Raw genomic sequence first — 21,926 nt, forward strand, 5'->3', positions numbered from 1 at the left:
TCTGGCCGCCTGAATGGACTTTGAAAGTAAGCGGCCAGTACCTCGTTTTCCGTTTGTTGTGCACGTTTGCATAAGTTCACCTTTTTTATTGAGTGACCGGCGTTCGGTTTTTTTCAGGTTTTGATAGTTTGGTTATTGAAATTGGATCTATTTAGATCACGTTGGTCAATGTCGATCTCTTGGAACGAAGTCCGATAATGCATAGTAATTAAACACTGTGGCGCGTACTGCTGCCGGGCACTTGTGCGTTCGCAAAAGTATAAAACAACCCGATTGGAATCGTTGGTTCAGACGGCGCAAGCCGGATTGGCAAAGAGAGACTGAGCATGAATAACTACAACAAAGCGAGTGATGTGACTGCATTGCCGGCATGGCGCAAGCTGCTCGACCACCGGGAGAGCATGAACAATTTCAGTATGCGCGATGCTTTTCGGGATGACAGTCAACGCTTTCAGGATTTTTCCCTGGCAGGCTGCGGGCTGTTTCTGGATTACTCCAAAAACCTGATCACTCACCAGACGCGTTCATTGCTTGTAAACCTTGCGCGTGAGGCTGGCGTGGAACAGGCCGCGCACGCCATGTTCAGTGGAGAAAAAATCAACTGTTCCGAGGGGCGTCCTGTGCTGCATACCGCCCTGCGGCGTCCAGTGGGGGAGCCGTTGATGGTCGATGGCCGCAACCTGATTCGCGATGTGCATGGAGCCCTGGCGCAGATGACCGACGTGGTGAGTCGTATCCATAGCCACCTTTGGCGTGGCTACAACGACAAGGTCATCACTGATGTCGTGAACATTGGTATCGGCGGCTCATTTCTGGGCCCGGAGCTGGTCTCTGAAGCCCTGGCGCCTTTCGCTCGGCATGGGGTGCGGTGCCATTACCTGGCTAACATCGACGGCAATGAGTTTCGAGAGGTGACAGCCGATCTGAACGTGGAAACAACGCTGTTCATCATCTCCAGCAAAACCTTCGGGACTCTGGAAACCTTGAAGAACGCGCACGCGTGCCGAAGCTGGTACCTGGCCAAGGGCGGGACGGAAGAGAAGCTGTATCGCCATTTCATTGCCGTGACCAGTAATCGCCAGGCTGCGCTGGATTTCGGCATCCGTGAAGCCAACGTTTTCCCCATGTGGGACTGGGTCGGGGGTCGTTATTCACTATGGTCGGCAATCGGACTGCCAATTGCGCTGGCCATTGGCATCGCTAACTTCAAGGAACTGCTGTCCGGCGCCTACGCGATGGATCAGCATTTTCTGAATGAACCGCTGGAGCAGAACCTTCCCGTTCTTTTAGCGGTACTCGGGGTCTGGTATCACAACTTTTGGGGGGCGCAAAGTTATGCGTTCTTGCCCTATGACCACAACCTTCGCAACTTCGTAAAGCATTTGCAGCAGATGGACATGGAATCCAATGGTAAAAGTGTCCGTCGTGACGGCACGCCGGTTTCCTACACCACTGGCCCGGTCATCTGGGGCGGCGTGGGATGTAACGGACAGCACGCTTACCATCAGTTGCTGCATCAGGGCACGCCTCTGATTCCGGCTGATTTCATTGTACCGGTGGTCAGCCATAATCCAGTGGCTGACCATCAGGAATGGCTGTACGCCAATTGCTTGTCTCAAAGCCAGGCGCTGATGCGCGGTAAAACCCGTAGTGAAGCCGAAGCCGAACTAAAAGCCAAAGGCCTTTCATCCAGTGAGATTGAACGGCTGGCGCCGCATAAGGTAATCCCCGGTAACCGGCCAAGTAATACAGTCGCGCTTGAAGTCATCAATCCACATACCCTGGGGGCGCTGATTGCGCTTTATGAACATAAGGTCTTTGTCCAGGGTGTCATCTGGGGAGTCAATTCGTTTGATCAATGGGGCGTGGAGTTGGGCAAGGAGCTGGGCAACAGCGTCTACAACCTTCTGACTCGCTATGACGCGGAACCGGCAGATGATTCCTCGACGCAGGGGTTGATAGATTTCTTCCGGGGACGTCATCGGGGTTAGACGCTACTTAAGTTGTGCCGTCATTAGTTTGCACTCGCACCACCTGGTTTTTCTAATGTTTTTAGTCAAATGAGGTGGTGTGTTTTCTGTTTGATTTAACTTGGCATTCCGTCCGGACGTCTGTGTGCAGTGTCAGCTGCGCGGAGTCAACTGCGCACGCGGATAAAAAGTGCTAACTCGCATTATCAGCCTTATCCAACAACTATAAAAACGAAAGGTGTCATAGATGAACGTCAAGACTCTCAGTGCAGTTCTGGGTGCGTCCTTTGCTGTCGGTTTTTTACCTGTCGATGCGTATTCAGCCGATTTCAGTGGTTATTTCAGAACCGGGGTAGGGGATTCGACTCAAGGAGGGAGACAGTCGTGTTTTCAGCTGCCCGGCGCGCAATCCAAATATCGTCTTGGCAACGAATGTGAGCAATATCTGGAGCTGGATTTGCGCCAGGATCTGCTTTCACTGGACGACGGCTCGGTGCTTAGCGTGGAGGGCATGGCGCAGTTTTACAACGAGTATGGCCATGAGCCGAAATTTGACGGAGAGCACGGCTATACGCGGATGAGTCAGCTTTACGCGGAGTGGAGCAAGATGCCGGCATTGAATGGCGGTTCTTTCTGGGCGGGCCGTCGTTACTACAACCGAAACGACATCAATATTTCCGACTACTTCTACTGGAACCAAAGCTCAACGGGTTTTGGGTTCGATCAGGTCGCATTGGGAGATCTGAAATACAGCTACGTGTTGTCACGCAAGGACAATGTCTTCCAAAAGGATTTTGTTACCCGTCATGATGTGACCGTCAGTGGATTCAACACCAATCCCGGTGGCGAGGTTCAGCTGGGCGCCAGTTATCTGGATAAGCCGAGCCGCAAGGATGCTCATCAGGGCTGGTCGGTGGTTGCCCAGCACAAGCAGGTCGCGTTTCTTGGCGGAGTCAATAAGTTCGCTATTCAATACGGCCGGGGGCCGGGCACCGCATTGAGCTACACCGGTGACTCCACATTGGATGAGAGCAACAAGAGCTGGCGGATCGTGGAGTTCTTCGATTGGCAAATGACCCCTGCCTTCAGTGGTCAGGTTGAGCTGGTCTATCAAAAAGACACGCGCCCTGAGGGTGATGATCAGAACTGGTTATCCATGGGTGTTCGGCCAATTTATGCGTTCACGGATCAGTTCAAGTTGATCACCGAAGTTGGGCGCGACCAGGTTGAAGCCGCGGACGGTACCCGAAAACTCACCAAGTACACCATCGCGCCGACTTGGTCACCAAAGGGACCGGGATTCTGGGACCGGCCGGAAATTCGTCTGTATTACACCTACGCCACCTGGAACAAGGCTGCGCAACGCGCCGCCGGCCTGCAATCTCCGGGATCGGCCCTGTCTGATACCGGTGCGTTTGGCACCGACCTGCACGGTTCCAACGTAGGGGTTCAGGTCGAGTATTGGTGGAAATAAATTGCCGGAATGACCGTCCGCTATGGGTCCGGGTTTGGAATCAATCGGCGAAATAGCGGACCAGGTCTTCGTCCTGCTGCCCACTGCAACGCATACAGGCTGATTGGATCGAGTGCAGCTAATTGAACTTCCACTTACATCGACTGGATCGAAACCACTTCCACAAACCGGAATTTTTTCCTGGCCGCCTTGGTCGCTTCCTGCTCAGCCAGGAGGGTACTCAACGTATCGGCCTCATGGACCATCTCGTGCATCTTGCCTTCAAATTCATTGCCCACCCGAAGCGTGACTCTCAGCCGGGGTGTAAAGGCTTTGGCGACCTTCTTTTTCTCTGCAACCTTCGCCGGCGGCGTGATCACGATATCCGCAACAGGCTTTTGTACGGCAGGCGCATTGTCCTGCGCATCCTGCTCGCCAGCGCCGAAAAGGGCCCGGCGCATTTCTTCTTCAGTTAATTCTGGGTTCATGCCAATTCTCGGAGGGGTGTTATGAGTAGCAGGTACGATTCTATCAGCATGACGAGTTTCCAGTAGCGAATTCCCCATGTAAAAAAAGCATTGAAACTACAATTATTCAGCATTAGACGACATTGTTCCGTGTCCTTAGGCTTTGCCCCATTACCTGAGGCGCCTGGCGCGCCCGGTATCTCAAAATTATCGAGGAATGGGCGATGTCCGAACGCAGTGGTGGCCAACTTGTCGTTGATCAATTAACTCTTGAAGGCGTGCAGACAGTATTTTGCGTTCCAGGTGAAAGTTATCTGGAAGTGCTTGATGCCTTACGCGATTCGCCAATCAAGCTGGTTGTTTGTCGGCAGGAGGGCGGGGCGGGCTACATGGCCGATGCCCACGCTCGAATAACTGGAAAGACGGGCGTGTTCATGGTCACGCGCGGTCCCGGTGCGGCCAATGCCATGGTTGCGTTACACACTGCCTGGCAAGACAGTGTGCCTTTAGTGTTGTTTGTCGGGCTCATTCCACGCGCTGAAACCTACCGAGAGTCTTTCCAGGAGTTCGATCTGAACGGCTGGTTCGGCACCACCACCAAAGGCGTGTTCCAGATCGAGCACGCCGAGCGAATTCCTGAAATCGTCGCTCGGGCCTTTGCGTTGGCGCGCACAGGTCGGCCGGGCCCGGTAGTCATCGGACTGCCGGAGGACATGCTGCGTGATCGGGTGCAGGCTCAGGCCGTCGAACCTATACATACATTGCAAAGCGTCCCCGGACAGGACGCCATTGCCCAGTTGGAGCGCCTGTTGGCCACTGCTTTGAAGCCGCTGGTGATTCTCGGCGGTGGAGGCTGGACGCCCCAGGCCACCCGACAGGTCCAGCAATGGGCCGAACGGTATGAGTTGCCAGTGGCTGTCGACTTTAACTGCATGGACCTGATCGACCATCGGTCACCGTCTTATGTCGGGTCACTGGGTTATGGTCGCTCGCAAATCATGGCTGATGCCTTGCGAGAAGCTGATCTGGTCATTGGAATTGGCTCACCGTTAGGCGACATTGTGACCGATAGCTGGGCACTCCTGCCGATACAAGGTCATGCCTGCAAATTGCTGACGGTATTACCTGACAGTGATTGCCTGGGCGCGATGCATCCTCAAGCGTTGCGCATCATTTCGGACATGCCCTGTTTTGCCTCTGCACTGGACACCCTGACGCCATCGTCACCGGTGCGCTGGGGTGACCGTACCCGAGGGCTGCGTGAGGCGGGCGAACGCTACCGTCAGCCGCCTGATCTGGGCGGTAATATCGACCTCAACATTATTTTCGAGCACTTGCAGCGATCGCTGCCAGACGATGCCATCGGTACTTGGGGGGCGGGTAATCATGCCGGGTGGGCCGGACGTTACTTGCGCTTCAACGGCTACCCATCGCAATTGGCGCCACGCAACGGGTCGATGGGCTACGGCGTTCCGGCCGCCATCGCTGCCGCCCTGGCGCACCCACAGCGCCAAGTGGTCTCGGTGGCCGGCGATGGCTGCTTCATGATGAACGGCCAGGAGCTGACGGTGGCCCGAGGCCTGGGGGTGAAGCCGCTGATTATCGTCTTGAACAACGGCATGTACGGGACCATCAGGACCCACCAGGAAATCCATCATCCTCAGCGCATCAGCGGCACCGATCTGGTCAACCCGGATTTCGCCGACTACGCCCGCGCGTTCGGTGGTCACGGCGAAAGGGTGATCAAGACCGAAGAATTCGCCGGGGCGCTTGATCGAGCGCTCGGCAGCGACACGTTCAGCATCATCGAGATACGCATCCCCCAGGACCTTCTCGGTCCGGACATGCGCATGAGCGATCTGCACCGCTGATTGACTTCCCTCTCTGGCCAAGGAATCCCCCATGTCCCAATTGACCCATGCTCAGTGGCAGCAGCGCGCGCTGTCGCTGCCGATCGAAACCCGTGCGTTTATCGACGGGCGTTATACAGCGGCGACCGATGGCGCAACGTTCGAGTGCATCAGCCCGGTGGATGGGCGTGTGCTGGGTCAAGTGTCCAGCTGCGACGCCGTCGACGCGCAATTGGCGGTCGCCGCGGCGCGCAGGGCATTCGAGGCCGGACACTGGTCTCGCCAGGCGCCGTCCGCACGTAAACAAGTCATGTTGCGTTTCGCGGCGTTGATCGAGCAGCACAGTGAAGAACTGGCGTTGCTGGAAACCCTGGACATGGGTAAACCCATTGCTCATGCGCTGGGAATGGACCTGGTTGCAACCACCGAAGCCATCCGCTGGAGTGGCGAGGCGATCGACAAGATTTACGACCAGGTCGCTGCCACGCCTCACGATCAATTGGGTCTGGTGACGCGGGAGCCGATCGGCGTGGTCGCGGCGATCGTGCCGTGGAACTTCCCCTTGATGATGAGTGCGTGGAAACTCGGACCCGCACTCGCCACCGGCAACTCGGTGATCCTGAAACCCTCGGAGCGCTCGCCATTGAGCGCGATTCGTCTGGCTCGACTGGCGCTGGACGCGGGCATTCCCGCGGGTGTGTTCAACGTGTTGCCCGGTTACGGTCACACCGTTGGCAAGGCGCTGGCGCTGCACATGGACGTCGACACCTTGGTGTTCACGGGTTCCACCCGTATTGCCAAGCAGTTGCTGGTGTATGCCGGGGAGTCGAACATGAAACGGGTGTGGCTCGAGGCTGGCGGCAAAAGCCCCAACATTGTCTGTGCTGACGCTCCGGATCTGGATGTGGCAGCGCAAGCCGCTGCGGCGGCCATTGCGTTCAATCAGGGTGAGGTCTGCACGGCGGGTTCGCGCCTGTTGGTCGAGCGCAGTATCAAAGACGACTTCGTTGCCAAGGTCATTGAAGCGTTGCAGGCATGGACACCCGGACATCCCCTGGACCCTTCGAGCATGGCGGGTGCCGTGGTGGATCACCAGCACCTGGAAAGCGTCCTGGCGCACATTGCCGAGGCGCAAGAACAGGGCGCGACCTTGCGCAGTGGAGGTCGGCAACTGCGTGTTGAAAGTGGCGGTGCCTATGTCGAGCCGGCACTGTTTGACGAGGTCGACAATGCCATGGGGATTGCCCGGGAAGAGGTGTTCGGTCCCGTGCTGTCCGTGATCGCTTTCGACACTCTGGAGCAGGCGGTAGAGATCGCCAACGACAGCCCGTACGGGCTTGCGGCAGCGGTCTGGACGCGGGATTTGTCGAAGGCGCACCTGGCGGCAAAAGCGTTGCGTGCGGGCAGTGTCTGGATCAACCAGTACAACGGTGGCGACATGACCGCACCGTTCGGCGGCTTCAAGCAGTCGGGTAACGGTCGTGACAAGTCGTTGCATGCGTTCGACAAATACACAGAACTCAAAGCCACCTGGATCAAGCTGTAGCTCGGTTATCGCCTGGTTATCCTAACCCCGCTCAACACGGATGTCGGAGCGGTTTTTCGTTAACCAATACCATGCGTTTAAGGTATCGATAGTCCAACAATTCAGCATTGGACGGCATGGTTCGCTGAATTTACGCTCGTCCCACATCACATCCAGTTACCTGTGGACCTGAAAATGAAAACAATAAACATCAATGCGCTCGAGCAAGACATCGTCGCCGCGGTCGAAGCACTGCGCAACGAATCGGTCACCCTGTTGAGTGAGCTGGTCTCCCATGCATCGCTCCTGGGTGAAGAGCAATCGGCGCAAGACGTTATGAAAAGAGTGTTTTCAGATGACCTGGAACTTGAAGTTCAAGCGCTGACCATCGACGAAAGCCAGATCAAGGATCATCCGGGGTATTCGCCATCGCTGGTTTCCTATGAAGGCCGGGTCAATGTCATCGGCACTCATCGGCCTTGGGTGGTGCAGGGCAAGTCGATTATTTTCAACGGGCACATCGACGTGGTGCCAGTCGGTGATGAACGCCTGTGGACCCAACCGCCGTTTCAGCCCTGGATCGATGGCGACAAGCTGATTGGCCGAGGCGCATCCGATATGAAGGCCGGGATCGTCAGCTACATCATGGCGTTCAAGGCATTGAAGCGACTGGGTTACGAGCCGGCTGCCAAGGTCATTCTCCAGTCGGTGATCGAAGAAGAATGCACGGGTAACGGCGCGTTGGCCTGCCTGGTCGCCGGGCACACCGCAGACGCTACAATCATCACCGAGCCGACAGCGGGTTTGATGACGTGCCAGATGGGTGTGCTCTGGCTGGCGCTGGAAATCAGCGGCAAGCCGGCCCATGCGGCCATGGCGACTCAGGGCAGCAGCGCCGTTGATCTTGCATTGGCGCTGTTCGCCGGCCTCAAGTCGCTGGAAAACGAGTGGAACGAGCCTGCCAACCGGCATCACTGCTACAGCCACCACCCTAAACCGATCAATTTCAACCTGGGCAAGATCCAGGGCGGTGAATGGACGTCCTCGGTTCCGTCGATGTGTCGGCTGGATATTCGCATTGGTTTTTATCCCGAAAAAACCGTGGCGCAGATCAAGGCTGAAGTCGAAGCCCGGCTCGACGCATTGTTCCTCGCTCACCCGGCTCATCTGTCAGCCCAGTACCAGGTCACCTATGGCGGGTTCCAGGCACAGGGGTGTGAGATCGACATGAACCAGCCGGTGATCACTTCGTTGCGACGTACCTATGCCGATGTGATCGGTGAAGCATTGCCGCTGGTCACGTTTGAAGGCGCCACCGACGCGCGGTTTTTCAACTTGTACGGCGGTATCCCCGCGACCTGTTATGGCCCTGTCGGTGGCTCCATACACGGCATCGATGAGTGGGTTTCGATCGACAGCATGATGGATGTCACCAAGGTTCTCGCGGTGTTCATCGCCCGCTGGTGCGGACTCAACCACGCCAAATAAAAACCAGAGAACTCAACTTCACCTTCCTGCCTGCCATCACAAAAATTATAAGGCGCTCAGTTATGCAAATGGTTCGTTCGGCACCTCAGGTGGCCGGGTCGCTTGCGGCCGCTCTTTTTATGGCTCCAATGGCTGTACAGGCCAAGGACACCGGCTTCATCGAAGACAGTTCGCTGACGCTTAATACCCGGCAGTGGTACTCCCATGAAATCGGGCGCAAGGACACTTACTTTTCCGCGCAAACATCCCAAGGGCGGCGGGCCGTGCGCGACCGCACGGCCTGGCTTGAGGGTTTCAAGCTTGATTATGTGTCCGGGTTCACCCAAGGCATGGTCGGTTTCGGTCTTGATCTGTCGGCGTACGCTGCCGTTGCGCTTGAACGCGGCAAGTTGGCGACCGCCGGTGGCAGCAACCGGCTGTTGGTCGACAAAGATGGCGATGTGGTGGATGACTGGAGCAAGGTGGGTGTCGCGGCGCTGAAATTCAAAGTATCCGACACGGTGCTGAAAGTCGGCAGGCACCAGGTCAAGACGCCTGTGATGGGCTATTCCGATACACGCACGCTTCCGGCAGCGTTCGACGGTGTTTCCCTGGAAAGTCATGACGTTAAGGGCCTGACAATCAAGTCCGGGTACTTCGACCGGGCTACGCCGCGCACCGGGGCAGGCAGTCAGGACTTGACCCCCAGTTTCGGTAACCGACTGGTCACCAGTGACTGGGTGGCTTACGCCGGTGCCGACTACCTGGCCAGCAACGGCTGGCGCGCCAGTGCTTACGTCTCGCGTTTCGAGGACGTCTGGGACCGTGAATACGTGGGGCTGGGGCAGAAATTCAACTGGGATGCAATCACCACCGATATCCAGTTTGACTTCTACAACACCCAGTCCAGTGGCCAGGAAGTGGCCGGGAAGATCGACCAGCAGGCTTATGGCCTGAGCATTACGCCTGTTTACAAGAACCACATGCTGAAAGTTGGCTTGCAACAGATCAAGGGCGACGAGTACTTCGACTATGTGGCCGAGTCGAATGCGATCAATCTGCCAAACACCATGCTCTCGTATTACAACGGCCCCAACGAACGCTCATTCCAGGTCAATTACATCAACGATTTCGCCGCGTATGGCGTTCCAGGTTTCAAGACCATCCTCTGGTACATCAAGGGCTGGGGAATTGATGGCACTCACTATGATGGCGGGCCCGACGGTATCTATTCGTCCGTGCTCAAGCAGAGTGACGAAAGCCACTATGAGGTTGGAACCTTCGTCAGTTACGTCGTCCAGTCAGGGCAGTTGAAAGGCGTGAATCTACTCAGTGGTTATGCCTGGCATCGCGCGAGCGAAAACCAGATTGAAGGCAACCTTGAAGAGTTCCGCCTGATCGTCAACGTGCCGTTCAAGATTTTCTGATCTGCCGCAGCCCGTAACCACTCATAACAGCATACAAAACCGGAGTACCCATGAAATCCACTACGCTCCCCGTGAGTTCGACCGACGGGCCAGCTTCGACCCCGGTCAGTTTCGATGCGGCGCAGACACGCAAGATCGTGATCGCGGCCTATATCGGCACTGCCCTGGAGTGGTACGACTTTTTCCTGTTCGGCACCGTTGCCGCGATAGTGTTCGCTCCGCTGTTTTTTCCGGGCGACGTCCCCGCCATTTCGGTCATGGGCGCGTTTTTGAGCTTCGGTGTCGGCTTCGCTGCCCGTCCGTTGGGGGCGGTGATTTTCGGTCATATCGGTGACAAGTATGGCCGGCGCAGCGCACTGGTCATCACGGTCCTGATGATGGGGTTGGCGACGACCATGATCGGTTTTCTGCCGACTTACGCCACGGCCGGGATTGTCGCGCCCATCCTGTTGACTATCCTGCGTGCCGTGCAAGGTATTGCTGCCGGCGGAGAGTGGGGCGGGGCGACCTTGCTGGCGATCGAATACGCGCCGCCGAAAAAACGCGGGTTGTACGCCGCCATCGTGCAACTGGGCTCGCCCACGGGCACCTTGCTGTCGTCGGGTGCTGTCGCCCTGGCCGCTTCCTTGCCGGGTGACGCCTTCCTGGAGTGGGCCTGGCGTGTGCCGTTTGCGGTGTCCATCGTGTTGGTCGGCGTAGCGTTGTGGTTGCGCTGGAAAGTCGAAGAAACCCCGGCTTTCAAACAACTGGCGAGCGAGAACAAAACAGAAAAAATGCCGGTGCTCGAACTGTTCCGCCAAGTCCCGGGACGGCTGGTGTTGGGCATCGCCACTTACCTCTATTGCAATGCCGGTTTCTTCATCATTACCGCGTTCATGATCAGCTATGTCACCAAGACGCTGAACTTGCCCAGCCACGTCATTCTCACGGCGTTGACCTGCGGCGCGCTCATGCAAATGGTGACCCTGGTGGCGGCCGGCAAGCTGGCCGATCGCATTGGCTCGACGCAAACGGTGATCATCGGTTACGTCATTACCCTGGTGTTGGCATTCCCGATGTTCTGGCTGGTTGATACCCGTGAACCCATGTACATCAACCTGGCCATGGTCCTTGGTCTGGGATTGGCGACGGTGGCCTACGCGCCGATCGGCAATGTGCTGACCCGTCTGTTTCCACCGCATCTGCATTACAGCGGCCTGGGGTTGTCGGCCAACCTGTCCGGCCTGATAGCGGGGTTCATGCCGGCCCTGGCCACAGGGTTCCTGATGCTATCGGATGGCAAGTCATGGGGGCCTGCGCTGCTCCTGAGCCTTATCGCCGCCATCTCGCTGTGCGCCACGATCATCACGTTGTTCGTGACACGCCACCAGCCTGACTGAGCTTTCCTCAGGGTGATCGGCCAGCACGGCGATGACCCTTTTTTCCAACACGCATGATTTCTCCTCGCATCGTCAAGGGCGGGAGAGGTGTGCCTGTTCGTTAAAGAGTGTTCCGATGAAATCCATCTATCCGATGCTATTCGTTTCAATGCTTGCCGCCGCCGTCCACACGGCGTCGCAAGCCAGCGAGCCCAATGACTGGGTCAAGGCCGCTGCCTTGCAGGAAGAGCCCGCCGTCATCGCGCTGCGGCACCAGATCCACCAGCATCCCGAATTGGGCAATCAAGAGTTTGAAACGTCAAAGTTGGTTGCCGAGCGTTTGAAGTCACTGGGCATCGAGGTTCGTACCAAGGTCGCCAATACCGGAGTCATCGGCGTCCTCAAGGGCAGTAAGCCGGGGCCGGTCATGGCGTTACGCGCCGACATTGACGCGTTGCCGGTGCAGGAACCTGTGGGGCTGCCCTATGCGAGTACCGCCCGGGCGCAATACCAGGGCAAGGAAGTCCCGGTCATGCATGCCTGTGGGCACGACGCCCATACCGCGATGTTGCTGGGTGCGGCAAAGCTGCTGGCCGACCACCGTGACCAGATTGCCGGCACCGTGGTATTCGTGTTTCAGCCAGCCGAGGAGGGTGGCGCGAACATCGATAACTTCACCCAGGGCGCAGAAATCGGTGCGCGGAAAATGATTGCCGAGGGCGCGCTGGACAATCCAAAAGTTGAAGCCATCTTCGGCTTGCACGTCATGGCCGGGCTGCCCAGCGGACATATTCGCTACAAGCCCGGGCCTGTGCTCAACAGTGCCGATGGCCTGCGTATTACCGTCAATGGACGACAAGTGCATGGCTCGATGCCCTGGAAGGGTGCGGACCCGGTGGTGGCCAGTGCGCAAATGATCACGGCATTGCAGACCCTGATCAGTCGTCGCGCAGACCTGAGTCAAGGCATGGGTGTCGTCACTATTGGTGCCATCAACGCCGGCACGGCTGGCAACATCATTCCTGACACCTTGTCGATGCTGGGCACGGTGCGTACCAACGACAACGAGATCCGTAACGGCATCCTGAAGCAGTTGCCGCCGATGATCGAGCATGTCGCCCAAGCCAATGGTGTCTCGGCCAAAGTCGAGCTTTCCGAATACGCGCCGGTCCTGATGAACGACAAGCGCCTGACCCGAATGATGGCGGCGTCGATGAAGAAGGCCGCGGACGGCAACGCGAAAACAACCCCGAATTTTTCCCCCGCCAGTGAGGACTTCGCCCATTACGCCAAAAAGGTCCCGGCACTGTTCGTGTTCCTGGGAGCGACTTCTGCGGATCAGGACATGCTCAAGGCGCCCGTCAATCACAGCCCGTTTTTTACCGTCGACGATGCCACGCTGAAGACCGGTGTACGGGCCCACGTCGAGTTCGTTCTCAACTATCCACTGCTCGCGGGGTTGGGAGCCAAGTCGTCATGATCGATCAACGTAAAGTGACACGACGCACGTTGCTGCGCTGGATCGGCAACACCGCCGGTGCGGCCGCGATGTACCAGGCCATGAGCGCCTTGAGTTTTGCCGGTGAGTCGACGTATACCGGCGACTTCAAGCTGAGCCAGGCGCCAAAAGGCACGACGGTACTGGTCTTGGGCGCGGGTCTGGCAGGCATGACGGCGGCTTATGAACTGCGCAAGGCGGGGTACAAGGTCAAAGTGCTGGAGTACAACGCCAAGGCCGGCGGTCGCTGTTGGACCCTGCGTGGGGGCGATCGCTTCACCGAATTGGGTGGCGCCGTTCAGACCTGCCAATTTGATCAGGGGCTTTATTTCAATCCGGGGCCTTGGCGAATTCCCTACCATCACCATGCCATTCTGGATTACTGCAAGCAATTCGAGGTCAAACTCGAGCCCTTCGTACAGGTCAACCATAACGCTCTGGTGCACAACAGTCAGGCGTTCGGCGGCAAACCCAAACGCTATCGCGAAGTCCAGGCCGATTACCAGGGGCATATTGCCGAGCTGCTGAGCAAGGCGGTCAACCAGGGGGCGCTGGATCAGGAAGTCACTGCCCAAGACCGGCAAAAACTCCTGGAAAGCCTGCGTGTATGGGCCGGGCTTGGTGCGGGCAATGAGTACCGGAAATCGTCGAACACCAGCCTTCGTCGCGGCTTTGCCGTGGATGCCGGTGGCGGCCTGATGCCTGGGGCTCAACCCTCGGAAATCATCGATCGCCAGGCGCTGCTCCAATCCGGCATGTGGCTGTACCTCATGGTCGGTCAGTTGCATGAGTTCCAGACCACGCTGTTTCAGCCAGTGGGGGGGATGGACATGATCGCCCAGGCGTTCGCTCGCCAGCTCGACGGCTTGATCCAGTTCAATAGCAAAGTCACCCGCATCCAACAGAGCGATCAGGGCGTGACCGTCACCTGGGAAAGCAGCCAGGGCGGCCCCTCTCGCCAGGAACAAGCCGATTGGTGCGTATGCACGCTGCCGTTGTCGATCCTCAGCCAGATCCCTGTGGATTGCGGCGCGCCGATGCAGGCCGCCATTCGGGCGGTACCTTACAACGCGTCGGTCAAAATCGGCTTGCAGTTCAAAAGACGTTTCTGGGAGCAGGACGAACATATCTATGGCGGGGTGAGCTACACGGACTCACCCATGCAGCAGATCGGTTATCCCAATTGCGATTATGGCAGTCGCGGTAAAGGCGTGGTGCTCGGGGGCTATCTCTGGGAAAACAACAACGCCTTCGAATTCACAGCAATGACGCCAGAAGAACGGATCAGGAAATCCGTCGAATACGGCAGTCAGGTCCACCCGCAGTACCCGGTCGAATTCGACAACGGCATCGCTGTTGGCTGGCATCGCGTGCCTTGGAGCAACGGGTGCTATGGGGCCTGGACCGAGGCTTCGCGTGCCGCCCACTACAGCCATCTGTGTCAGATCGATGGGCGCCTCGTACTGGCCGGTGAACACGCCTCGCAACTGCCCGCGTGGCAGGAGGGCGCCGTTCTCTCGGCTCAGGACGCTATCACCCGTCTGCATGCACACATTGTCGGACGCCCGACCGCACAGGCCTGAGGAGCTAACCATGAAACGATTTTATTGTGCCTCGGTGTGGGTGATTGCGTTGGCGAGCGGGCAGGCCAGTGCACTCGACCCGCAGGTGTCGATCCCTGGCAAGCATTTCGATCAGCGAGAGGGCGAGAACCTGTTCAAGGCGATTTGCCAAGGCTGCCACATGGATCAAGGCCAAGGTGCCCGGGGTGCAGGCGCGTATCCGGCCCTGGCCAACAATCCGCGCTTATCGGCAGACGCCTATCCGGTGTTCATGGTGGCTCAAGGGCAGGGCGGCATGCCTGCTTTCAAGGGTTTGCTGGACGATGAACAGATCGCGGCGGTGGTGACCTACATCCGCACCCACAACGGTAATGCATTCAATGAACCGGTCAATATGGCAACGGTAAAAGCATTGACCGGCCGATGAGTTTTCCCATTCTTAGTAGAGAAATGTTGATGCCTCGTTCTTTCGTCAATCCGGCACTCGCCGCCAGTCTTGGAATCTTTATGCTGCTCGCTCAAGCCAATGCCAGTGAAGTGATCCGTCACAAAATTCCAGGGACCGATTTCCCGGTCGCGCTGGCCATCGAGATTCCGGCAAACGCTACGCTGGTGAATTTCAGTGGTGCGGTGCCGTCGGTGATCCACGCCAATCAGGACAAAACCAGTGTCGCCGCCTATGGTGACACCCAGGCCCAGACGGTCAATGTCCTGCAGGGTATCGAGCAATCGCTGAAGAGCCTTGGCATGGGCATGCGTGATGTGGTGAAAATGCAGGTGTACCTGGTGGGGGATCCGGCGAAGCAAGGCCACATGGATTTTGCCGGTTTCATGCAAGGTTACACTCGGTTTTTCGGCACGGCGCAACAACCGCTGCTGCCCACTCGCTCAGTGTTTCAGGTGGCCGGTCTTGCCAATCCGGGCTACCTGGTTGAAATAGAAGTCACGGCGGTACGTCCTTGACCGACTGATACGCTAAAAGCGCAGCCACTGGGCTGCGCTTCTTTTCAGGCATGCAAAAGGGTAAAGGCGCCATGAACTTACGCCGTGTCGAGTGTTTTCTCGCCGTAGTCGATTTTGGCACGGTGACCGCTGCCGCCCCGCAATTGCACATGGCGCAGCCGGCCCTGAGTCGACAGATACAAAGTTTCGAAGGCGAACTGGGCTTCAAGCTTTTCGATAATCAGCGCAACCGCTTGCGGCTGACACCGGCCGGTCGCGAACTGGTGCCGTTGGCGCGGCAGCTGTTGAGCAACGCACGGTCGGTAAAAGCAGCGGCACAGAGCTGGTCCAAGGGGCATATCAAGCGTCTGCACCTGGGTGCGACGTACGCCACGATCGCCGGGTTGATCGCGCCTTTTATCAGCACGTTGAAGGTCGAGGATCCCCTGATCCTCACCCACGAATCGTCGCATTTCGGGTTGCACGAACTGCTTCATGGCGGGATGGACATGGTGGTCTCGCCGGTAACACCGCAGCATGATTGCGCCACTCTGCAATTAGGCCTGGTACCGCTGCGAGCCTATGTGAACGACAGTCATCCCTGGGCTATCGAACAGTTGAGCATGGTGACGCTTGCCGAACTGGCGGCCCAACCGTTGTTATTGCCAAGCAGCTCCAGCGTCAGTCGTCTTGAGCTGGATCTGGCGATGACACGGGAAGGTCTGCGGTATTCGTCGGTGGAGGAGTGTGATCAATCACCCATCATCCAGGCGTTGGCGGCAAATGGGCGGGGAGTGGGGGTTGTCACGGATTTGCCGCGCTATGGGCTGCATGGCGTGCTGATCCAGGCATCGGCACGCACACCGGAGGTGAATCTCGGGGTGACTCTGCATGCCGCGTGGGATCGTCAGCATTACAGCACCCTGACCCTGGAAAGCCTGGCGCAGCGCCTCAAGGATTTTTTGCATAGCACCTATTAGCTCCTTGCAGGGTTGTCGTAAGGCGAAACCATACAGGCCGCGCATCTCGACATGCACCAATGGATTGTTCACTAAACCGAACAATCAATTCACATTATTGCCGTAGTCAAGGCGATAACCGCTGCCTACTGTGGAGGTGAAATTCAGATTCCTTCACCGCAGCGAGACCTGACATGAGCAACGTTAGCGACAACAAAGAAATTGCCCAGTACATCCACGGCGTCCACGTCGTCGGCAGCGGTGTGCGCACTCAACCCGTCTACAACCCGGCCACCGGCGCAGTCAGCAACCATGTGCGCCTGGGCAACTCGCAGGACGTGGATGCCGCAGTGGCTTCCGCCGAGGCTGCCTTTCCCGCCTGGTCGAACACGCCGCCCATTCGCCGGGCCCGGGTATTGTTCAAATTTCTGGAACTGTTGAACCAGCACAAAGACGAACTGGCGCACCTGATCACTGCCGAACATGGCAAGGTCTTCACCGATGCCCAGGGCGAAGTGGCCCGTGGCATCGACATCGTTGAGTTCTCTTGCGGCATTCCGCAGTTGCTCAAGGGCGACTTCTCCGATCAGGTGTCCACCAACATGGACAACTGGACGCTGCGCCAACCCCTGGGTGTCGTCGCCGGCATCACGCCGTTCAACTTTCCGGTGATGGTCCCGATGTGGATGTTCCCGGTGGCGATCGCGGCGGGCAACACCTTCATTCTCAAGCCAAGCCCGACCGATCCGAGTGCCAGCCTGTTCATGGCGGATTTGCTGAAACAGGCCGGTCTGCCTGACGGCGTGTTCAACGTGGTGCAAGGCGACAAAGAGGCGGTCGATGCGCTGCTGGTCCACCCGGATGTGAAAGCGGTGTCCTTCGTCGGCTCCACGCCGATCGCCAATTACATCTACGAGACCGGTGCTCGCCATGGCAAACGCGTGCAGGCCCTGGGCGGTGCGAAGAACCACATGGTGATCATGCCTGACGCCGACGTCGATCAAGCGGTCGACGCATTGATCGGCGCGGGCTATGGCTCGGCGGGCGAACGCTGCATGGCGATCTCGGTGGCCGTGCTGGTCGGCGACGTGGCTGACAAAGTCATGCCAAAACTGCTGGAGCGTACCAAGGCGTTGAAGGTCCTCAACGGCAGCAACCTGGCGGCTGAAATGGGCCCGATCGTCACGCCGGCCGCCCATGCCCGGATCACGGGCTACATCGAGCAGGGCATCAAGGAGGGTGCGCAACTGCTGGTGGATGGTCGTCATTTCAACAGCGCGGACGCCGGCGAAGGGTGCGAAGAAGGCTTCTGGATGGGCGGCACGCTGTTCGACCATGTCACCCCGGACATGCGCATCTACAAAGAAGAAATCTTCGGCCCGGTGCTGGCCTGCGTGCGCGTGCCCGATTTCGCCACCGCGGTGCAGTTGGTCAACGACCACGAGTTCGGCAACGGCGTGGCCTGCTTCACCCGCGATGGCAACGTGGCGCGCGAATTCAGCCGTCGCATCCAGGTCGGCATGGTCGGCATCAACGTGCCCATCCCGGTACCCATGGCCTGGCATGGCTTTGGCGGCTGGAAGAAGAGCCTGTTCGGTGACATGCATGCGTATGGGGAGGAGGGCGTGCGCTTCTACACCAAGCAAAAATCCATCATGCAGCGCTGGCCGGAAAGCATCGGCAAAGGTGCCGAGTTTGCGATGCCGACCGCGCAATAAAACGGCTGTTTTTCAGTGCGGGGGATGCCGGTGTGAGATATCGGTTGATTAAACTAGACGATCAGTCTAATAATCGGCCCATGACCTACATGACTGCTACCCCGCGCAAGCGCGGTCGCCCGGCGAAGGCCGCAGGCGACTACCGAGAGACCCGTGAAACCCTGTGCCGTGCAGGCGTCGCCGCCTTGACGGAGAAAGGGTTTTCGGCCACCGGCATTGACGAAATACTCAAGTCGGTCGGCGTGCCCAAAGGCTCTTTCTATCATTTCTTCGAGAGCAAGGAAGCTTACGGCAGTGAGTTGATCGCGCTGTATGCCCGTTATTTCGTGCGCAAGCTCGACCGGTTTCTGCTCGACGAGAGCCTGACTCCGCTCAAGCGCATCGAAGCCTTTTGCGAGGAAGCGGAACGCGGCATGCAGCGCTTCGAGTTCCGTCGGGGTTGCCTCGTCGGTAATTTGGGGCAGGAGATGGGTGCGCTTCCGGAGTCCTTCCGGGCACAGCTGACCGATGTGCTGCTGGACTGGGAGGCCCGGTTCGAGCGGTGCCTGGATGCAGCCAAGGCCGCCGGCGAAATCTCCACGAAGGCGGATAGCGCGCGTTTGGCGGCGTTTTTCTGGATTGGCTGGGAAGGTGCTGTGCTGCGCGCCAAGCTTGAACGCAACGGGGAGCCGTTACGGGTATTTGCAGACATGTTTTTGATGAGCCTGAGGTCTTAGGCTCTTTTTTTTCCCAATTAATATACGATCGGTCTAATTAATATGGAAGTGTGTGCATCGTTCGTAAGAAGTGAGGCGTCGCAATGAGTGAGCCCATCGGCCGGACTCAACGGCCGTGAATTGCTCTATCCACGCGGCAAGGCGCTGGCGATGGACATGATCCTCACCGGGCGCACCATCAACGCCAGCGAAGCCAAGGCTGCCGGGCTGGTCGCCCGGGTCGCGCCTTCGGCCGATCTGCTGCAAACCGCACTGGAGGCCGCGCACACCATCGCCGGCTACAACGCCCCCGCCGTGCGAATGGCCAAGGAAGCGGTCAATCGCGCGCAGGAAGTGGGCCTGACCGAAGGCATGCTGCACGAGCGGCGATTGTTCCAGGCCGCATTCGCCACCGACGGCCAGAAGGAAGGCATGCAGGCATTTCTCGCCAAGCGAGCCCCGGTTTTCCGCCATCGTTGAAGGAGGGGTGTTTGAAGCAGGGGCAGGGGAGCAATGATGCAATCCGCTCCCCTGCAACGCCCGTATGAGGGTTAGAGTTCACCCGTCAGAAACTGTGCCCGTCCATGGCCGAAACTCCAGTCGGCATCGTCGTTGATCACAATGGACACCATCACGTCGCTTGGCTGGATGTCGCAATGGGTCTGCAGCTCCTGGGTGAGCAGCTCGTAGAACTTGATCTTCGAGGCTTCACTGCGCGGTCTGCTGGTGACGCTGACAATGACCACGTCTTTGGTTCTCGGGATATCCAACCCGGTGTCTTCGACGATCATGCGGCTGGGGCGGTGTTCATTGACGATCTGATAACGATCACGCTCGGGCACTTCAAAAGCCACGACCATCGCACGGTGTGCCGCATCCAGTAACGCTTTGAGCTGCGTATCGTCGCGACCTTCTACAACATCGAATTTCATCAGAGGCATGGGGGTCATCTCGTGTAGGGAGGGGATGCCTGCACCGCAGGTCTTGATGCCCACACTAAGCCTTTGCTTTGTTCATGACGAGGCGCGAAAATCGAATTAATTGTTTCCCAGGGAGAACAATCAAATCATGATCAAAGTGGAAGTCGAAAGGCTCTGGACCCACCTGCACTGGTTGGCGATCCTTGCCGAGCAGGGCACCTATACCGCGGCGGCGATCAGACTGGGGGTCAGCAAGTCGGCGGTGAGCCAGCGGATTGCCGAACTGGAAAAAGCCACGGGGCTGAGCCTGGTGCTGCGCACGACACGCAGTGTGCGGTTGACCGATGCGGGCAACGCACTGGTGCGTGACGTGCGCAGTGCTTATGAACACATTGCCCGCAGTTTTTCCGATGTTCGAGACTCTGCAGGGGTGGCGCGGGGGCTCATACGGCTGACGGCTCCGGTCGCGTTCGCGCGCCAGCAACTGATTCCGGAACTGGCCGGCTTCTTCAAGGACTATCCCGAAGTCAAAGTGCAGCTGGACGTTTCCGATCATATTTCCTCCATCGCTTCGGAGGGTTTCGATCTGGCGGTACGGCACAGCAATCAGATCCCGGATACCCATGTCGCCTGGAAGTTGTGCGCGACGCGCTCGTTGCTGGTGGCGACCCGCAGTTATCTGGAGCAATTCGGAGAACCTCAGCATCCGCAGGATCTGGTCGAACACAACTGCCTGTACTACCCGCGCGGCAACGATACGCCTGCCTGGGCGTTTGAAGGCCCCGCCGCCGCGCAAGTGGAGGAGAAACGGTTGACGGTTCCCATCAAAGGCAGCTTTGCCACCAACAATAGCGAAGCCTTGCGTGATGCGGCCCTGACCGATTTGGGCATCGCGCTGTTGCCCGACTTCAGCGCCCAGGCCGGGCTCAAGAGCGGAGCACTGGTGCAGGTGCTGCCCACGTGGAAATTAGTCGGGGCCTTTCCGGAAGACATTTACCTGGTACGTCCTTATTCCGCCCATGTGCCCAGAGCGGTTTCCGTTTTTGTCGACTACCTGCGCGGGCGGTTCACCGCCGGTTTCAGCTGACACTCGATCACCTGTAGGAGCCGGCTTGCCGGCGAAGGCGGCGGACCAGTCAACATAATCGTTGAATGTGAATCGCCTTCGCTGGCAAGCCAGCTCCTACATTTGATCTTCGCCGGGCGCAGTATCCATGTCTGATCCCGAACCCCTGTAGGAGCCGGCTTGCCGGCGAAGGCATCCTCAAGCGATGCAAGGCATGAGGCCGCGCGACTGAACAGCGGCTATCGGTCCAGCAGCGGCGCCAGCAATGCACACATGCTGCGCCAGTGCGAACCCTCCCAGTAGATCCGCTGACAAGCGCTGCAATGCAGAAAGTGCGAATACAGGGCGCCAACCCGTGGCGGCACCCGCGGCCGGGCCAGTTCCGGGCTGATCTCGTGCAGCGGCAGGTTGCAATGAAGGCACAGGCTGAAGGGCCGCGCGCTACGCGCCAGGTCGAGGCGCTCGTACACTTCGCGCAGTTGCAGCGACGGTTTCAGGGCATGCACGTAACAGCCGTGGCTGATAATCCGCCGCTTGAGCAGTTCGCGGTCGCGGGTCAGCACGATACGTCCTTGATGCGCAGCGATCCCGGCGATCTCGCCATCCTCGAAGCCATTGTCGTAGAGGGTGTCGAAGCCACTCATGCGCAGCAGGCTGGCCAGCCCGCCCAGATGCGCATCGGCGATGAAGCGCAGCACCCTTAAAGGCTGCGCCCGAACTTTCAACTGCGGACTGATGTCCAGCGCTTCGAACTTGGGATACACCGCCAACCGGTCATCGTCGAAGATCACCCGCTCGAAGCCCGCCGACTCGCCGTTGAGCAGCACCAGCTCGACCTCCGTGTGCGGTACCCCGAGCGCCTCGATCATATGCTTGACCGTCGCCCCTCGCGCGCACTCGCAGGTAAAGGCCTGCCGCCGCCGTTCGGCCGGCAGGAAATCGTTGAGCTCCTCGTAGAAGCGGAAGGTTGCTCTGGTCATGTTGAACAGTATGGCAGAGCTGCGGAATGAGTGAGTCTGGTCCGGTGACTGGAGAAGATAGGGGGGCAG

At 58.3% G+C, this 21,926-nt stretch carries 19 protein-coding genes; 16 read left to right on the forward strand and 3 right to left on the reverse strand.

Annotated elements, in window-relative coordinates; genetic code table 11:
* Positions 1 to 326: 326 nt before the first annotated feature.
* Both pgi and F8N96_RS00070 read left to right on the forward strand, forming a co-directional pair.
* A complete protein-coding gene (gene pgi, locus F8N96_RS00065) occupies positions 327 to 1,991 on the forward strand; it encodes a glucose-6-phosphate isomerase (protein WP_150796027.1) in 1,665 nt (554 codons plus the stop codon).
* Between the two features lie 226 nt (positions 1,992 to 2,217).
* Positions 2,218 to 3,444 carry a maltoporin gene (locus tag F8N96_RS00070; protein WP_150796028.1) on the forward strand — a complete coding sequence of 409 codons (1,227 nt, stop codon included), beginning with the start codon at positions 2,218 to 2,220 and terminating at the stop codon, positions 3,442 to 3,444.
* A 134-nt stretch (positions 3,445 to 3,578) separates the two neighbouring features.
* Here the strand turns inward: F8N96_RS00070 and F8N96_RS00075 are convergent, their stop codons facing one another.
* On the reverse strand, positions 3,579 to 3,911 hold the full coding sequence (locus tag F8N96_RS00075; RefSeq protein WP_150796029.1) for a hypothetical protein: 333 nt from the start codon (positions 3,909 to 3,911) through the stop codon (positions 3,579 to 3,581).
* A gap of 203 nt (positions 3,912 to 4,114) precedes the next feature.
* Between F8N96_RS00075 and F8N96_RS00080 the strand changes: the two genes are divergently transcribed.
* The 13 genes from F8N96_RS00080 to F8N96_RS00140 all read left to right on the forward strand — a co-directional run bounded on the left by F8N96_RS00080 (position 4,115) and on the right by F8N96_RS00140 (position 19,371).
* Positions 4,115 to 5,761, forward strand: a complete 1,647-nt coding sequence (locus F8N96_RS00080; RefSeq protein WP_150796030.1) for a thiamine pyrophosphate-dependent enzyme — start codon at positions 4,115 to 4,117, stop codon at positions 5,759 to 5,761.
* Between the two features lie 31 nt (positions 5,762 to 5,792).
* A complete protein-coding gene (locus F8N96_RS00085; RefSeq protein ID WP_150796031.1) occupies positions 5,793 to 7,286 on the forward strand; it encodes an aldehyde dehydrogenase in 1,494 nt (497 codons plus the stop codon).
* Between the two features lie 174 nt (positions 7,287 to 7,460).
* A complete protein-coding gene (locus tag F8N96_RS00090) occupies positions 7,461 to 8,753 on the forward strand; it encodes an ArgE/DapE family deacylase (protein WP_150796032.1) in 1,293 nt (430 codons plus the stop codon).
* 119 nt (positions 8,754 to 8,872) lie between these two features.
* Entirely contained in the window at positions 8,873 to 10,159 is a 1,287-nt protein-coding gene (locus tag F8N96_RS00095) for an OprD family outer membrane porin (protein WP_224789451.1), read from the forward strand.
* Positions 10,160 to 10,209: 50 nt separating this feature from the next.
* A complete protein-coding gene (locus tag F8N96_RS00100) occupies positions 10,210 to 11,538 on the forward strand; it encodes an MFS transporter (RefSeq protein ID WP_150796034.1) in 1,329 nt (442 codons plus the stop codon).
* A 115-nt stretch (positions 11,539 to 11,653) separates the two neighbouring features.
* Positions 11,654 to 12,997: an amidohydrolase gene (locus F8N96_RS00105; RefSeq protein WP_224789452.1), complete on the forward strand. Its 1,344-nt coding sequence runs from the start codon at positions 11,654 to 11,656 to the stop codon at positions 12,995 to 12,997.
* The gene (locus F8N96_RS00110) at positions 12,994 to 14,598 is read left to right on the forward strand and encodes a flavin monoamine oxidase family protein (protein WP_263596445.1); all 1,605 of its coding nucleotides are present in this window, start codon (positions 12,994 to 12,996) and stop codon (positions 14,596 to 14,598) included. The genes F8N96_RS00105 and F8N96_RS00110 overlap by 4 nt, the downstream gene beginning before the upstream one ends.
* 10 nt (positions 14,599 to 14,608) lie before the next feature.
* Entirely contained in the window at positions 14,609 to 15,004 is a 396-nt protein-coding gene (locus tag F8N96_RS00115) for a c-type cytochrome (RefSeq protein WP_150796035.1), read from the forward strand.
* A gap of 29 nt (positions 15,005 to 15,033) precedes the next feature.
* A complete protein-coding gene (locus F8N96_RS00120; RefSeq protein WP_150796036.1) occupies positions 15,034 to 15,540 on the forward strand; it encodes a RidA family protein in 507 nt (168 codons plus the stop codon).
* 71 nt (positions 15,541 to 15,611) lie between these two features.
* Positions 15,612 to 16,499, forward strand: a complete 888-nt coding sequence (locus F8N96_RS00125; RefSeq protein ID WP_191630681.1) for a LysR family transcriptional regulator — start codon at positions 15,612 to 15,614, stop codon at positions 16,497 to 16,499.
* A 173-nt stretch (positions 16,500 to 16,672) separates the two neighbouring features.
* A complete protein-coding gene (locus tag F8N96_RS00130) occupies positions 16,673 to 18,196 on the forward strand; it encodes a CoA-acylating methylmalonate-semialdehyde dehydrogenase (protein ID WP_150796038.1) in 1,524 nt (507 codons plus the stop codon).
* 80 nt (positions 18,197 to 18,276) lie between these two features.
* Positions 18,277 to 18,912, forward strand: a complete 636-nt coding sequence (locus F8N96_RS00135; RefSeq protein WP_150796039.1) for a TetR/AcrR family transcriptional regulator — start codon at positions 18,277 to 18,279, stop codon at positions 18,910 to 18,912.
* Positions 18,913 to 18,999: 87 nt separating this feature from the next.
* Positions 19,000 to 19,371 carry an enoyl-CoA hydratase-related protein gene (locus tag F8N96_RS00140; protein ID WP_224789453.1) on the forward strand — a complete coding sequence of 124 codons (372 nt, stop codon included), beginning with the start codon at positions 19,000 to 19,002 and terminating at the stop codon, positions 19,369 to 19,371.
* Between the two features lie 71 nt (positions 19,372 to 19,442).
* Here F8N96_RS00140 and F8N96_RS00145 read toward each other — a convergent pair whose 3' ends face one another.
* The gene (locus F8N96_RS00145; RefSeq protein WP_150796040.1) at positions 19,443 to 19,832 is read right to left on the reverse strand and encodes a tautomerase family protein; all 390 of its coding nucleotides are present in this window, start codon (positions 19,830 to 19,832) and stop codon (positions 19,443 to 19,445) included.
* Positions 19,833 to 19,959: 127 nt separating this feature from the next.
* Here F8N96_RS00145 and F8N96_RS00150 point away from each other — a divergent pair, with 127 nt between their 5' ends.
* Entirely contained in the window at positions 19,960 to 20,898 is a 939-nt protein-coding gene (locus tag F8N96_RS00150; protein ID WP_150796041.1) for a LysR family transcriptional regulator, read from the forward strand.
* A 218-nt stretch (positions 20,899 to 21,116) separates the two neighbouring features.
* Here the strand turns inward: F8N96_RS00150 and F8N96_RS00155 are convergent, their stop codons facing one another.
* Positions 21,117 to 21,857, reverse strand: a complete 741-nt coding sequence (locus tag F8N96_RS00155) for a Mut7-C RNAse domain-containing protein (protein WP_150796042.1) — start codon at positions 21,855 to 21,857, stop codon at positions 21,117 to 21,119.
* Positions 21,858 to 21,926: the final 69 nt, after the last annotated feature.

This window comes from Pseudomonas fluorescens (assembly GCF_902497855.1).
Classification (GTDB): domain Bacteria; phylum Pseudomonadota; class Gammaproteobacteria; order Pseudomonadales; family Pseudomonadaceae; genus Aquipseudomonas; species Aquipseudomonas fluorescens_BI.

Bases quoted from the DNA above. Each gene is read 5' to 3' on its own strand.
- pgi (WP_150796027.1), top strand. From the start codon at position 327: ATGAATAACTACAACAAAGCGAGTGATGTGACTGCATTGCCGGCATGG.
- F8N96_RS00070 (WP_150796028.1), top strand. From the start codon at position 2,218: ATGAACGTCAAGACTCTCAGTGCAGTTCTGGGTGCGTCCTTTGCTGTC.
- F8N96_RS00075 (WP_150796029.1), bottom strand. From the start codon at position 3,911: ATGAACCCAGAATTAACTGAAGAAGAAATGCGCCGGGCCCTTTTCGGC.
- F8N96_RS00080 (WP_150796030.1), top strand. From the start codon at position 4,115: ATGTCCGAACGCAGTGGTGGCCAACTTGTCGTTGATCAATTAACTCTT.
- F8N96_RS00085 (WP_150796031.1), top strand. From the start codon at position 5,793: ATGTCCCAATTGACCCATGCTCAGTGGCAGCAGCGCGCGCTGTCGCTG.
- F8N96_RS00090 (WP_150796032.1), top strand. From the start codon at position 7,461: ATGAAAACAATAAACATCAATGCGCTCGAGCAAGACATCGTCGCCGCG.
- F8N96_RS00095 (WP_224789451.1), top strand. From the start codon at position 8,873: ATGGCTCCAATGGCTGTACAGGCCAAGGACACCGGCTTCATCGAAGAC.
- F8N96_RS00100 (WP_150796034.1), top strand. From the start codon at position 10,210: ATGAAATCCACTACGCTCCCCGTGAGTTCGACCGACGGGCCAGCTTCG.
- F8N96_RS00105 (WP_224789452.1), top strand. From the start codon at position 11,654: ATGAAATCCATCTATCCGATGCTATTCGTTTCAATGCTTGCCGCCGCC.
- F8N96_RS00110 (WP_263596445.1), top strand. From the start codon at position 12,994: ATGATCGATCAACGTAAAGTGACACGACGCACGTTGCTGCGCTGGATC.
- F8N96_RS00115 (WP_150796035.1), top strand. From the start codon at position 14,609: ATGAAACGATTTTATTGTGCCTCGGTGTGGGTGATTGCGTTGGCGAGC.
- F8N96_RS00120 (WP_150796036.1), top strand. From the start codon at position 15,034: ATGCCTCGTTCTTTCGTCAATCCGGCACTCGCCGCCAGTCTTGGAATC.
- F8N96_RS00125 (WP_191630681.1), top strand. From the start codon at position 15,612: ATGAACTTACGCCGTGTCGAGTGTTTTCTCGCCGTAGTCGATTTTGGC.
- F8N96_RS00130 (WP_150796038.1), top strand. From the start codon at position 16,673: ATGAGCAACGTTAGCGACAACAAAGAAATTGCCCAGTACATCCACGGC.
- F8N96_RS00135 (WP_150796039.1), top strand. From the start codon at position 18,277: ATGACCTACATGACTGCTACCCCGCGCAAGCGCGGTCGCCCGGCGAAG.
- F8N96_RS00145 (WP_150796040.1), bottom strand. From the start codon at position 19,832: ATGCCTCTGATGAAATTCGATGTTGTAGAAGGTCGCGACGATACGCAG.
- F8N96_RS00150 (WP_150796041.1), top strand. From the start codon at position 19,960: ATGATCAAAGTGGAAGTCGAAAGGCTCTGGACCCACCTGCACTGGTTG.
- F8N96_RS00155 (WP_150796042.1), bottom strand. From the start codon at position 21,857: ATGACCAGAGCAACCTTCCGCTTCTACGAGGAGCTCAACGATTTCCTG.